Origin of the sequence: Corynebacterium heidelbergense (genome assembly GCF_028609845.1) — a bacterium.
GTDB lineage: Bacteria > Actinomycetota > Actinomycetes > Mycobacteriales > Mycobacteriaceae > Corynebacterium > Corynebacterium heidelbergense.
The window spans coordinates 1560977-1574541 of sequence record NZ_CP063191.1 but is presented as its reverse complement, the minus strand read 5'-3'; the positions used below and the strand labels follow the sequence as shown (position 1 = coordinate 1574541).

The window sequence follows — 13565 nt, the reverse complement described above, 5'->3', positions numbered from 1 at the left end:
CACAGAAGCTTATAAAAATGCAGATAGGAGCCTATTTCCCGGGGTGTGCTGCGGCCCACAGCTCGGCGTATGGCCCACCTTGCTCCAACAGTTCGCAGTGGCTACCTATTTCCACTATTTCCCCGTGTTTCATGACGACAATCCGGTCGGCCGACTGGGCCGTGGTCAACCGGTGAGCCACGATGATGGCGGTGCGCCCGGCTGCGGTGGCTTTGGTGGCGGCCACGACGGTGTGCTCAACCTCTTCGGAAAGAGTGGCGGTGGCTTCGTCGAGAAGGAGGACCTGAGGATCGAGAAGTTCCGCCCGGGCCAGGGCAATGATTTGGCGCTGTCCAGCGGAAAGCTCGGTCCCGCGCTCAGTGACGGGTGCCCTAAATCCGCCGGGAATGGAAGATAGGACGCCAATGCCCCCAATCCGGCGGACAGCATCCTCGATCTGTTCCGGCGTCGCCTCGGGGAGGCCATAGGCGATGTTGCTGGCCACGTCTCCGCGGAAGAGGTGGGCCTCCTGGGGAACGTAGCCGATGGAGCGTCGCCACGTTTGTACGGGGATTGCCGTGATGGGCTGGTCCCGGTAGCGGATCTCCCCGGCAGTGGGGTCGTACCAACGGTCGATGAGCTTGAGTAGCGTGCTCTTGCCCGCACCGGTATGCCCGACGACAGCGGTGGTGCCGGTGAAGTTCACGGAGACCGCCCGAAGGTCGTGTTCGGCGGAGTCCACCGGTCCGCGGTTCCCCCGGCCATAGGCGAAGCTCACCGCGTCCAGGCGGACGGGCCCTGCCGAACCCGTCAGTGGTGGAACTACAGATCCAGGGGCGTTGGTCGCGGTGGGTGGGGAGGTAATGCTGGGGCGCTCCCCAAGGAGCTCCCCGATCCGCCCCAGGCTAACGTTGGCCTGCTGGAAGCTGTCGTAGATCTGCGAAAGCTGCTGCACCGGCCCGAAGAACTGCGTGAGGTACAAGCTGAAGGCGACGACCGCGCCCTGGCTGACTTGCCCGTGGGCGATCATGTCGGTGCCCGTCGCCAATACGGCAGCTTGCGCTAGTTCCGTTAGCCAACTGATCCCTGGGAAGAACACGCTGACCGCTGCCTGCGCGCGGCATCGCAGCCGCCGGTATTCGGCGGAATCGCGGCGGATGCGCTGCTCCACGGCCGGGGCGTAGCCATAGGCCTGCCCGGTGACCAACCCCGTCATGGCTTCCTGGAAGCTTGCGTTCACCGTGGAAACCTGGGCCCGCGCCGCCCGGTAGAGCCGGGCGGAGACTCGCCGGAATTGCCAGGAGGCCACGGCGATGAGGGGCACGAACACCGCGACCACGGCGGTTAGGCGCAGGTCGGTCACCACCAGCATGGCCAGCACCCCCACCAGCACGCTGAAGGACACGATGGCCTGGGATAACCCCGTCTGCAGGAAGCTGGACAGGGTGTCGATGTCGGTCGTCATCCGGGTCATGATGCGCCCGGAGGCGTTGGCCTCGAACCAGTCCATCCCCAGCGAATTCAAGTGCCGGTAGGTGCGCACCCGCAGCGCGTAGAGCAAGCGCTCACCCGCCCGTGTGGTCAGGATTGTGTTTGCCACCTGCGCGCCCCAGGACACGACGACGACAACCAGCGCCGCGGCCGCGGTCCACCACACGATGGTCATGTCCCCGTGGGCCACGCCCGCGTCGATGGCGTGACGCACGAAACTGGGCAACCCCACATCGGCCAGCACCGTCAGCAGCAGTGTGACGACCACCGCCGCCAGCAGTCCGGGGATCATTCGCATGAGGGAGGCCAGGCCAAATGGCGCGGTGTACTGGCTGATCCGAGGAGGTTCCGCAGCCGGGGGGAGCGTGAGGGTCAGGGCTTTCGGCGGGGGATTGGCACCGGTCGCCGGGGCCTCCGGTGCGACATCTGGCCACAACTCCGCCGTCGGTGGGGCTGGCAGGGTGATCACCCTCTCGGCCAGCGCCAGCGTGGAGGGCCGGTGGCTGAAGATCACCGTGGTGAGGTCACCCTTGCCCCGTTCCGCCCGCAGATTCGCGACGATCCGGGCTTCCGTGGCGGCATCGATGGCGGAGGTGGCGTCGTCCAGAATGAGAAAACAGGGATTGCGCACCACCGCACGGGCAATGGCAATGCGCTGACGCTGCCCACCGGACAGGGTGAGGCCGCGTTCCCCGACCACCGTGTCGAAGCCCCCGAGCTGCTCGATGAAGTCCACGGCGCAGGCGATCTGGGCAGCGTGGCGCACTTGGGCGTCGGTGGCGGGGTATCCGCAGCGGATGTTCTCGGCGATGGAGGTGGAGTAGAGGAAGGCCTCGTCCAGCACAACGGTGGGGCGGTTCTCCTGGACGACGTCCAGCAGCGCGATCCCGGGCGCGGTCGCTTCGGCTGCGGTGATCCCTGGCGCGCTCGAGGCCACACCGGCCCCCTGCCCGGGCACCACCCTAAGATCCCGGGCTGCCGCCACATCCACACCAGCCAGCGCCTGGGCGAGGTATGTCTTCCCGCTACCGGCCGGGCCGGTGAAGGCCACCGTCTCCCCGGGGCGGATATCCACTTCCAGGCGATCCCCGACCGTTCCCCGAACCCCATAGGCCGCCCCATCGAGGCGCACCGTCCCCTCGGGCCTCGGGGCGGTGGTCATCAGCTCCACCACCCGGTCCACCGCCGAGCGGGATAGGTACACCGAGACCAGCATGCGGGAGGTCATCCGCGTTAATCGGGCGAGTAGGGCGATGTACGTGCTGGTGGCCAGGAACTCGCCAATCGTGATGACCCCCTGCGTGGCCAACCACCCGCCGACCACGATGGTGACCACTAGCGCCACATTGGGAATCGCCCCCAGGGAGGGTTGCGAATGGGCGGTCAGCCGGCCCACCCGCATACGCTCGGCGAAGAGGGCCCGGGCCCGTTGCGTGAACGTGGCGATCTCCCGGCGTTCCTGGGCAAAGGCCTTCACCACCCGCACGCCCGTGACCGTCTCCTCCACCTGGCTGGCGATGTCCGCGCTGGCCTGCTGGGCGAACCACGTGGCTGCATACAGCTTACGGCGGGAGATCACCGCCACCGCCGCAACGATGGGCACCTGCACCGCGACGATCACCGCGATTGGCACGGAGATCCACACGAGAGCAGCGAAGATCAGCGCGATCTCCACGGCGGAACTGGCCAGGAGGGGCACAAGGGCCACCATCGACTGGATGCTGCTGAGGTCCGAGATGGTCCGGGAGACCACCTGCCCCACCCGCACCCGGTTCGCCGCGGCCGCGTCCAGCCGCTGGAGGGCCTGGAGGACGCGCATCCGCAGGTCGTGCTGAATGTGCAGGGAGAGGGTGCCAGCTAGGTAGCGCCGCAGGCCGTGCGTGAGAAAGCGCGCGCTGGCGGCAATGATGAGCCCCGCAATGGCGCCCCGCTGCCCGTCCACCGCCCCGCCGGCGAACGCGGGCAGGGCCACGGCGAAAACCGGGACGATGACCGCGAGCAGCGCAACGGTGCCCAGCAGGGCGGGGCGCTGGGCGGCGAGGTGCCAGATGGGGTGGCGCAATTACTGCTCGGAGCCCGCTGCGTAGTCCGTGCCGTTCGTGGCTTCCGAGCTACCCGCCGACGCGTCCACCGGGCCCAGGGTCTGCTGGACCTGGCCGATCATGCGGTCGGCGATCTTGCGGTTGGCCTTGGCGCCCAGGACCGCACCGATGCCGAAGGGCATGAGCTTCTTGAACATGGCGCCCCCGAAGCGGCGGCGCAGGGTGCGCATGGCCAGCTTGCCCAGGGCGGAGTTGACCTTGATCAGCTCGCCCTTCGGCAGGTTCTTCAGGCTGCGCAGGCCGACGATGGACTTGATCCCGTTTTGCTCGGCGACGGCGCGCAGCACATCGTTGCCGGACCCGCCGGCAACTGCCAGCAGGACGAGTGCGCGGCGCACTTCCTCCTGCGTGGTATCGATGTTGCGCAGCTTCGCGCTGGCCAGGGCGTAGAGCGCGCAGACCTCCACGATGAGGATCCCCTCGCCGCTGATGGTGACCAGGGAGACGGCGGTACCCAGCCCCGGCAGTGCGGCGATCCCTCCGTTACCGGCCCCGGAGGCGGTGGCGAGGTTGCGGAAGTGCTTGTCCAGTTTCGCCTGTAGCTCGGCGTTAGTGGCCGAGGGGTTCTTTTTGCGCAGGCCGGCCACGTACTTGTCGATGCTGGAATCCTGCGCCCGCACCGCGCGGTCCACGGCGGCGAAGAAGCGGCGGGAGAGCATGCCGTCGGCGTAGCGGTTGTCTCCGTCGAGGTCGATGGAGTTCTGGTCCTGCTGCGCGGCGGTGGCGCGATTCTTCTTGCCGAAAAGTCCGAACATGGTGTGGGGGTCTCCTTGAGAAAAGCTGTCGTCGATCGCGGTACCGGCCGCATGTTGGCTGGCGCGGTGCGGGTGATGCTGTGCGCACCGGCGCCGTCGGAAGGGGAGCCGCCCGCCGACCGTGCCTGCTGAATTCGGCAGAGGGCACAGGGGGACGGAAGGTCCGCGTGCCGGGGCACGGCGGGGTGCCCTGGAGGGGATAGGCGCGTCAACGCCGGGTACCGGATGGCAGGCGCACTCGAGGTGCGTTGCCGGGTTACAAGGGTACTTCATTCTTGGTTAGGGTGAATTTCATGAGTTGTGCTGGGCAGGGATGCGGGGATCCGCTGCTGGTGCACACTGGGGCCGGCGCGGTGCGCGGTGTGGAGGTGGACGGGATCCGTACGTGGCGCGGCGTGCCCTATGGCGCGGCCGGGCGGTGGGAGCGGCCGCACCGGGTGGAGTGGGAAGGGGAGTGGCCAGCCGAGGAATTCGGGCCGGTGGCCCCGCAGACCACGTATTCGCTGAAGGACGAGGTAATTGGGCAGGAGAGCTGCCTGAATCTGGATGTGGTGCGCCCGGCGGACGATCGGCAGTTACCGGTGGTGGTGTACCTGCACGGTGGGGGGTTCTTCTCCGGCGCGAGCCACACAGCGGTGTTGCGGGGTTTCGGCCTGGCCCGCGAGCTGGGGGTGGTGTACGTAGCGGTGAATTTTCGGCTGGGGGCCCTGGGGTATGTGGATATGTCGGCGCTCGGTTCTGTGCACGGCGGTTTTTCTCAGTTGGACGCCAACCCCGCGTTGCGGGATCAGATTCGCGCGCTGAAGTGGGTACGGGATCACATCCACGCGTTCGGCGGGGACCCCAACCAGGTCTGTGTCATGGGGGAATCCGCGGGCGGGGCGGCGGTGGCGGCGCTACTGGCGGCTCCGGCGGCGCACGGATTGTTTCACCGCGCCATCATTCAATCCGCGCCGGTGATGGCGGCGCATTCGCCGGAGCAATCTCGGCTGTGGGCGCGCAGGTTGGTGCAGTATTCCGGGTTCACCCCGCGCACGGTACGGCCCCGGGACATGACGGGGTTGCCCGCGGCGGATGTGATCCGGGCCGGCCAGCAGATGCTGTGGCGGGGGCGGGGTCTGCGGGAGCTCAACCCGTGCTTTGGCCATGCCGTGGATGGGGTGACGTTGCCCAGCCACCCGCTGCGGCTGTTCAGCGAGGGGGCGCAGGCCCCCGTTCCGCTACTCATCGGCACGAATTCCGATGAGCTCTCCGCCGCGCAGGTGTTGTTCGTCTCCCGGCGGGAGCGGGCGCGGGTGGCCCGGACGGCGCTGCGGCTACATGATCCGGAGGGCGCGGATGCGGTGGAGCGGGCCTACGGGGATGTGGGGCGCCGGGACGCCTTCGCCCGGATGCTGGCGGATGCGATCTTCTGGGCGCAGTCCGTGCGCTTGGCGGAGCTGCACACGGCGGTGGCGCCGACGTGGATGTACCGCTTTGACTACGCGCCGCAGGCCCTGCGCCGGTTGGGTGTGGGGGCTATGCATGCCATGGAGTTGGCTGCGCTGTTCGGGGACGCGCGTGCCTCCAAGGCGCGGTTGCTGCTGGGAGCGGAGATGGATGCGGTGACGCAGCATATGCAGGCGGCGTGGGGGGCCTTCGTGTGGGGGAGGGATCCGGGCTGGTTGCGCTACACCCGCGCCACGCGGGCGACACGGATCTTGGAGGTACATCCCCGCACGGAATTCGATCCCCGGTCCGAGTACCGGCGAGCCTGGGAGCACTTCCGCATGGAGGGGTGGACTGGGACGGCGGAGTCGGTAGCGTTGCCCCGCCCCGGCCGGTGAATGGGCGGCTGGGGAGTGGGGGTGGTTTGCTTCCCAGCGCGCCCGGTGGTCTTGGGTGGCTACGATGGGGGCCACACCGGCGCGCCCGCCGGTCCCAGCGACACGAGCAGCGGGGGTGTACACCCCTGTTGAGGAGGAACTTCCGTTGAGTTTCTACGAGGAAATTGCCGAAGCCCTGGACCGGGTTGGGATCGAGTCTCGCGTCAATGACGGGATCCTATTTGTTCCTATCACGCCATTTTTGGAGATCCAGTTCGCAGAGATCGAGCCGTCGGGGGCGGTGCTTAACACGCGAGCGGCAAATGCCTTCGTGGTGACGGTCAACGCCGCGGCGGAGGACGAGGAGCTGGGGGCCCACCTGCTGGGCGTGGTCTTCTCTGTAGAGGATGCGGTGAGCAAGGTGGCGGAGGCCATCGCGCAGGACCAGGTGTGCACCGTCTTAGAGGATCTGGTGGAGGGCACCGATGACCGGATCCAGGGGTTGGAGTTCGAGCGAGATCCCTTGATCTTCGAGCAGGTGCGGGCGGAGATTGGGGATGATTCGCACGTCACAGTGTTGTTGGAGGTCCCTGATGATGGGGAGAATCAACCGCAGGCGGTTGTCCGCTTCATCACCTATGGAGAGGAGTTCGAGGAGCTGCTGGAGCAGGTCACCGAGGAGTTCTGGGAGACGGATCTGCAGGTGACGGAGCAGGAGCGCCTTGCGATGTTCAGCGATATCGTCGCCGATGTGAGTGAGGCCACCCAAGAAGTTCTGGAGCTGGGGACCTACACGGACTTCGACAAGCTCTTCGACGTCCTCGCCATCGCGCAGGATCAGGCGCGCACGTGGGAAGAGCTACTGGTGCCGCTGGCGGACGTCTGGGATGAAGACGGTACCGAGGCAGGGGAGGGCGCGGACGCTCCGGTGGTGCCGCTGGGCCTGGTGCGATCGACGGCCTCACTGTCCACGGGCATGTCCGCCCGGATCGCGGCGGCGCGGGCGGGTTTTCTGGATGACGACGATGACGGGGACGAGGACGACGTAGAAGAGTACCCGCTCGACGACGAGGATGAGGACGTCGAAGGGGACTACGAGGACTTGGACGACGATCTGGACGAGGACTTATACGCCGACGACGAGCTGATCGACGAGGACTCGGACGGCGACGACCTGGACAATGAGGACCCCGAAGGAGGGGAAGCCGGCGACGAGGCCCCAGCGGCCCACGGGCGCGTCTAGCACCTCCTCCGGCGACGTCTTACGCGGCCTGACCATCGCGCCCGGGGACGGGCGCGCACAGTTGCCCCTGGGCGGCGGCGAAGTGCCAGGTCCACATCCGCGCATCCTCCACCGGATGCAGTTCCGTGTCGGCCGAGGTGTGCCAGCAGCCATCGCTGACGCAGCGCAGAAGGGATTCTGCGACGAGCGCCGCCGTACCGGGCTGACGCCGGTAAGCCTCCTCCGAGCAGCTAATGGAGACCGTGGCCAGGAACAGTGCGTCCCCGGTGGGGGCGACCTGTCCCGTCAGCCGCTGCCACGCCGTCGGGGGGATGCGGTGCCGGGAGACCAGCACGCTGAAGCTCACCCCACCGCAGGCGAAGTCAAGCTGCGGGGCCACCCAGTCCGCGCTGGGGCGCATCCGGCTGCGCGGATGACGCAGCATCCCGCGAACGTGTTGCCCGGCCACAAGAACGGAGTCAGCCGGGGCCACGGGTGAACTGGGCAGGCGATTGGCCCGGCCAGTGGGGGAGGGATCAGCGAAGAGCAGCGGCGTTGCTGGAGCCGATCCGCGCGCGTCCGCGTCGTTTGACGCGGGTGCCGGCTGTCGGGTCCGGGGGCTGTGGTGATCTGGGGCGGTCATGGCTAGCACCTCCTGGTGGGTCCGTATCGGTTGTGTGTGCTCACCCTAGGGGGAGGTTGGGATAGTAAGAGTTGGCGTCCCAAAGAAAAATAGAACACGTGTTCGAAACAGTGAGCTGCCCCAGAGACCACGTTCGCGGCCACAGCACGGCGCCTACCCACCCGTGCGATACCATGACTGCCAGAACGAAGACCGGCATCCGACGCCCGGATAACGGCAGATGACAGCACCGACGATAGGGGAGAGCGCATGAGCGACGTGGCGGTTGTCGGTGGGGGGATGGCAGGCCTCGCCGCAGCTCGAAGCCTGTGCGGCGCGGGGCTTAACTGCACCGTCTTCGAATCGAGCAATAGCCTCGGCGGCAAGGTCGGCTCCACTCGCATCGATGACATCACGGTCGACTACGGCTTCCAGGCCTTCAACTCGTGGTACCCCGCCATCAAGGAGGCTCTCAAGCCGGGCGAATATGCCAGCCTGGGCATCAAGAGTTTCAAGCCCGCCATCCAGACGCTCACCCCCGACGGTCTCGCCCTCATTGTGGACCCAATCCGGGCACCCCACATGATCCCCCAACTATTGCGCTCGCAGATTATCTCGGCGCTCTCCGTGCGTGACTCCTTTGCCCTGCAGGCTTGGCTGCGTTCAGAGTATTCCCACCGCTCCAGCTTGGAACGTCGCAGCGTGCGCAAACGCCGTCGGGCCAAGGACGTCCCGGTCAGCCAATCCCTCGACCGGTCCAGGGTGACCAATTCCCTGCGCCGCGTGGCCGTGGACCCAATGCTCCGGGCATTCCTTTACGACACCGACGGCCAGAGCTCCGCCCAGTTCGCCAAATGGCTCTTCGTCACCCTCATGCGGGGCACGCTGGGGGTGCCCGAACACGGGATGGGGGATCTGGCGGACATGATGAGCCGCATTCCGGGGGCCACGTTCGAATTGAACTCCCCCGTGGAGCGGATTTACACCCGCCCGAGTGGGCCGCGCGCCGGTGTGGACATCACCGTGGCCGGGCGTACCCGTCACTTCGACTACGCGGTGGTGGCCATCCCCCAGAGGGCCCAGGCGACGCTGTTGAACACGACGATGGTGCCCACCCGGTCCGTAAGCACCTGGTGGTTTGCTGCCGATGAGAACCTGCCGCCCATGCCGTTCATCACGGTGGACGGCACGGGAATGACCCCCATCGCCTCCGCCACAGAGGTTACGGCCGTGGCCCCCGCCTATGCCCCCGGGCGCAAGCTCGTGGCGGCGACGGTGGTGCACGAACGGCCGTTGTCCGGCGCGGGCCGGGGGGCGCGGGACCCGGAGCTGCCCAGCGTGGCGGAAATGCGACAGTTCCTGGGGTTGCTGTGGGGCGTGGATGCCTCCCGGTGGGAGGATGTGACGCGCCAGGATATTGCGGACGCCAGCCCGATCGTGGCCCCCGGGATGGCCATGAGGTCGAAGGAGGAGCTGCAGCTAGTCGACGGTCGGCTGGGACTGGCCGGGGAATACCACGCGACCCCCACCGTGGACGGGGCCATGCGCAGCGGTCAGCGGGCGGCCAAGCAAATCATCGCCGCAGCAGAGGCTGCGGGTCCGGATGCGGGTCCGAATGCTGCGAGCGAGACCGGGGAAGGCGCCCACTAACCGCAGGCTTTCGTGCCGCGCCGAGCCACGCAGAAGTACAGGCCGGACATCACCGCAACGAAGACGATCCCCGCAAGCAGCGCGGAGTGGTACTCCGGCAGCCACACCATCGTGGCGAACGTTACCCCGATCATCGCCACTGCGAACCACTGGCCGACGGGCCACAGCGGCACGGGAAAGGCCGGCTTGGCACCGTGATCCTCAGACCCAGCCTCGGCCCCGCGCCGAATCCGGCGGGAAGCCAGATGAGCGAGCAGAATCATGAGCCACACGAAGACTGTGGCGAACGTGGCCAGGGCCGCGATGACTTCGAACAGGTCCTTGGCTCGGGGCACGAGGAGTTGTAGCGCCACGCCGACGAGAAGGACCAGAAGGATCGCGCCGATCGTGGAGGTGGGTACCCCGCTGCGCCGGTTAAGGCTGGCGAAGGCCCGCGGGGCTAAATGCTGGCGAGCCATGCCGTGGATGACGCGGCCGGCCCCGTAGAGGTCCGAGTTGATGGCGGAGAGCGCCGCAGTGAGGACGACGACGTTGAGCAGGGCGGCGGCCCAAGACACTCCGAGCGTGCCGAAGATCTGGACGAAGGGGGATTCATCGCCCGTGATGTTGCGCCAGGGGATGACCGCGACAATGACGAAGATGGCGAGGATGTAGAACAGCAGGATCCGGAAGGGCACGGTGTTGATCGCCTTCGGAATGGTCTTGCCGGGATCCTGCGCTTCACCGGCGGTGACACCAATGATCTCGGTGCCGCCGAAAGCGAACAGCACAAGGATGAGGGCGGAGAGCACCCCACTGAAGCCGTGGGGGAACAGCCCGCCGTCGTTCCAGAGGTTCGCGATCCCCACTGCGCTGTCGGTGTGGACGTGGAAGACGAGTATGGCCGCCCCGCCGAGAATCATCGCTACCACCGCAAGAACTTTGATGAGGGTGAACCAGAATTCCAATTCCCCAAACCACCGGGCACTGGTGAGGTTGGTGGCACCCACGATGAGCAGGGCGACGGAAACCCACACCCACGAGCTGGTGTTGGGGAACCAAAACTGCATGTACACGGCCACGGCGGTGAGGTCCGCGAGAGCGACGATCACCATCTCGAAGGCGTACATCCACCCGGTGATATACCCAGCCCACGGGCCCAGGTACTCGCGGCAGTACTCGGCGAAGGATCCGGCGACGGGGTTGGCCACCGCCATCTCGCCGAGGGCTCGCAGCATGAAGTACACGACGATTCCGCCCAACAGGTAGACGAACAACACGCCCGGACCAGCGGCCCCGATAGCACCCGCCGACCCGTAGAACAGGCCTGTGCCGATGGCGGAACCCAGGGCGATGAAGTGGATGTGGCGATGCGATAGGGCCCGCGCGAGTGTGCGCGGGGCAGCCACCGGCGGGCCGCCGTCGGCGTGGACGGAGGGGGTTGTGGTCACGGGGGAGCTCCTCTACGAGCTGTTGAAACGTCGTGGTGTAAACCGTGCTCAACATTAAGGGAGGATGGTTCGCTCCCCGCAATTCATGGGGTGCACCCACGGTTGGGAAATCGCTTTTCGGCACTGGGGTGCGTAGGCTCGGGGGTAATGAGTGATACTGACAACGTCGCCGGAGACGTCAATAAGCCGGTCAACGACGAAACCGTGGTATCTCAGGAAAATCTGCAAGGGGACAACAACGCCAGCGATGCGCTGAGCGTGTCCGATGTGTTGGGCCAGGGCCCGAGTGCGGCAGAACAGTCTGAGAAGACCGCCGAAGAAAAGCAAGAAGACAACCAACAACACGGCCCGCAGGCGGAGTCCACCGACTCCCAGCCGCAGGCCGAACCCGCCGACTCCGAGGAGACCGGCACCGCCGGTGCTGAGGCGGCCGAAAACGCCGACTCCGTGTCGAAGGGCTCGGAGCAGGGGGAGGACAAGCCCGAAAGCCACGGCTTCGACGGCCTGGGCCTGCCCGAGCGCGTGCTCGCGGCGGTGAAGAAGGTCGGCTACGAGCAGCCTTCCCCCATCCAGGCAGCGACTATCCCCGTCCTCATGGAGGGCCAGGATGTCGTGGGCCTCGCCCAGACGGGTACCGGTAAGACGGCCGCATTCGCGCTGCCAGTTCTTTCCCAGATCGATCCGTCCCGCCGCCACCCCCAGGCCCTGGTGCTAGCCCCCACCCGCGAGCTCGCGCTGCAGGTGGCCGAGGCCTTCCAGTCCTTCTCGGAGCACCTGGGCGGCATCCACGTGCTGCCGATCTACGGCGGTCAGGCCTATGGGGTCCAGCTCGCCGGGCTGCGCCGCGGTGCCCACGTCGTGGTGGGCACCCCCGGCCGCGTCATCGACCACCTGGAGAAGGGCAGCCTGGACATCTCCGAGCTGCGCTTCATGGTGCTGGACGAGGCCGACGAGATGCTCAACATGGGCTTCCAAGAGGATGTGGAACGCATCCTCGCCGACACCCCGGACACCAAGCAGGTGGCCCTCTTCTCCGCGACGATGCCCGCCACCATCCGGCGGCTGTCCAAGCAGTACCTCAACGATCCGCAGGAAATCACGGTCAAGGCGACCCAGCGGACCAGCGAGAACATCGAGCAGGATTACCTGCTGGTCAACCACCGCAACAAGTTGGACGCCCTTACCCGGATCCTGGAGGTCACGGAGTTCGAGGCGATGATCATGTTCGTTCGGACGAAGAACGAGACCGAGGAGCTGGCCGAACGCCTGCGTGCCCGCGGATTCAATGCCGCGGCCATCAACGGCGACATCGCCCAGGCCCAGCGTGAGCGGACAGTGGACCAGCTCAAGGATGGCCGGTTGGACATTTTGGTCGCCACGGATGTGGCGGCGCGCGGGTTGGATGTGGATCGCATCACCCACGTGTTCAACTACGACATTCCGCACGACACGGAAAGCTACGTGCACCGTATCGGGCGAACGGGGCGCGCCGGGCGCTCCGGCAGGGCGATCCTGTTCGTCACCCCCCGGGAACGTCGACTGCTCAAGGCCATCGAACGCGCCACCCGGTCGCGCTTGAACGAGATCGAGCTGCCCACCGTGGACTCGGTCAACGAGGCCCGCAAGGACAAGTTTCGGGAGGCGCTGACCGAAAGCCTGAGTGACCCCCAGATCTCCGTGTTCCGCTCGCTGGTCAAGGAGTACGCCCAGAGCAACGAGGTACCCCTGGAGGACGTGGCCGCGGCCCTGGCTGCCCAACTCCAGTCCGGCGAGGATTTCCTCATGAAGGAGCCCCCGCGCCAGGAACGCCGGGAGCGCCGGAACCGGGATGACCGGTACGGGGATAACAACCGTAGCGGGGGCGGCGCCTACCGTTCCCACGAGGAGCGCTTCGGTAACCGCCGTGCGCCGCGCGTCACGGATCGCGGTGGCAAGGAGCTGGAGGTCTACCGTCTTGCGGTTGGCCACCGGCAGCGCGTCCGGCCGGGTGCCATCGTGGGCGCCCTGGCCAACGAGGGCGGCCTGAACTCCCGAGATTTCGGCCGGATCAGCATCTTCGCCGATCACTCCCTCGTGGAGCTGCCCGCGGATCTGCCAGAAGAGGTTTTCCGCGCGCTGGACCAGACCCGAGTCTCCGGTCAATTGATCAATATCGAGCCGGATCCGGGTGCCCCGGCCGGGCGCCCCGCCCACTACCGCAAGGACCGCGATGATCGCCGCGGGGGCCGAGGCGGCGACCGTGGTGGGGACCGCCGCGGTGCCGGTGGAGGACGCTATGACCGGGATGACCGCGGTGGACAGCACCGTGGCGGCGGGGACTTCCGCCGGGGTCACCGGGACGATCGCGAAGGTTTCGAGCGCGGCGGCTACGACCGCGGGGATCGCGGTGGCTTCCGTCGAAACGACCGGGATAACCGTGGTGGCGGATTCAACCGCCGCGGCGGCAACCGGGATGGTTACCGCGGCGGGGACCGCTAGGAGCGACTAGCGGTCGGGCAGGGTCATCCCT

General features: G+C 67.1%; 8 protein-coding genes. 4 read left to right on the top strand and 4 right to left on the bottom strand.

The features are described from left to right. Positions 1 to 31 precede the first annotated feature (31 nt). Both CHEID_RS06865 and CHEID_RS06860 read right to left on the bottom strand, forming a co-directional pair. Positions 32 to 3532, bottom strand: a complete 3501-nt coding sequence (locus tag CHEID_RS06865; protein WP_273661028.1) for an ABC transporter ATP-binding protein — start codon at positions 3530 to 3532, stop codon at positions 32 to 34. Next, the gene (locus CHEID_RS06860; RefSeq protein ID WP_112768675.1) at positions 3533 to 4327 is read right to left on the bottom strand and encodes a hypothetical protein; all 795 of its coding nucleotides are present in this window, start codon (positions 4325 to 4327) and stop codon (positions 3533 to 3535) included. Between the two features lie 293 nt (positions 4328 to 4620). Here CHEID_RS06860 and CHEID_RS06855 point away from each other — a divergent pair, with 293 nt between their 5' ends. Together CHEID_RS06855 and CHEID_RS06850 are read left to right on the top strand one after the other, a co-directional pair. Beyond that, the gene (locus CHEID_RS06855) at positions 4621 to 6153 is read left to right on the top strand and encodes a carboxylesterase/lipase family protein (RefSeq protein WP_112768674.1); all 1533 of its coding nucleotides are present in this window, start codon (positions 4621 to 4623) and stop codon (positions 6151 to 6153) included. Positions 6154 to 6268: 115 nt separating this feature from the next. Then, positions 6269 to 7375 carry a hypothetical protein gene (locus CHEID_RS06850; RefSeq protein WP_181645845.1) on the top strand — a complete coding sequence of 369 codons (1107 nt, stop codon included), beginning with the start codon at positions 6269 to 6271 and terminating at the stop codon, positions 7373 to 7375. Positions 7376 to 7394: 19 nt separating this feature from the next. On the opposite strand, the gene CHEID_RS06845 is transcribed toward CHEID_RS06850, so the two are convergent. After that, on the bottom strand, positions 7395 to 7997 hold the full coding sequence (locus CHEID_RS06845; RefSeq protein ID WP_146743811.1) for a hypothetical protein: 603 nt from the start codon (positions 7995 to 7997) through the stop codon (positions 7395 to 7397). Between the two features lie 249 nt (positions 7998 to 8246). On the opposite strand from CHEID_RS06845, the gene CHEID_RS06840 reads away from it, so the two are divergent. Next, on the top strand, positions 8247 to 9626 hold the full coding sequence (locus CHEID_RS06840; protein ID WP_112768672.1) for an FAD-dependent oxidoreductase: 1380 nt from the start codon (positions 8247 to 8249) through the stop codon (positions 9624 to 9626). On the opposite strand, the gene CHEID_RS06835 is transcribed toward CHEID_RS06840, so the two are convergent. Next, positions 9623 to 11056 carry an amino acid permease gene (locus CHEID_RS06835; RefSeq protein WP_112768671.1) on the bottom strand — a complete coding sequence of 478 codons (1434 nt, stop codon included), beginning with the start codon at positions 11054 to 11056 and terminating at the stop codon, positions 9623 to 9625. The genes CHEID_RS06840 and CHEID_RS06835 overlap by 4 nt on opposite strands. A 147-nt stretch (positions 11057 to 11203) precedes the next feature. Here CHEID_RS06835 and CHEID_RS06830 point away from each other — a divergent pair, with 147 nt between their 5' ends. Then, a complete protein-coding gene (locus CHEID_RS06830) occupies positions 11204 to 13534 on the top strand; it encodes a DEAD/DEAH box helicase (protein ID WP_112768670.1) in 2331 nt (776 codons plus the stop codon). Positions 13535 to 13565 lie beyond the last annotated feature (31 nt).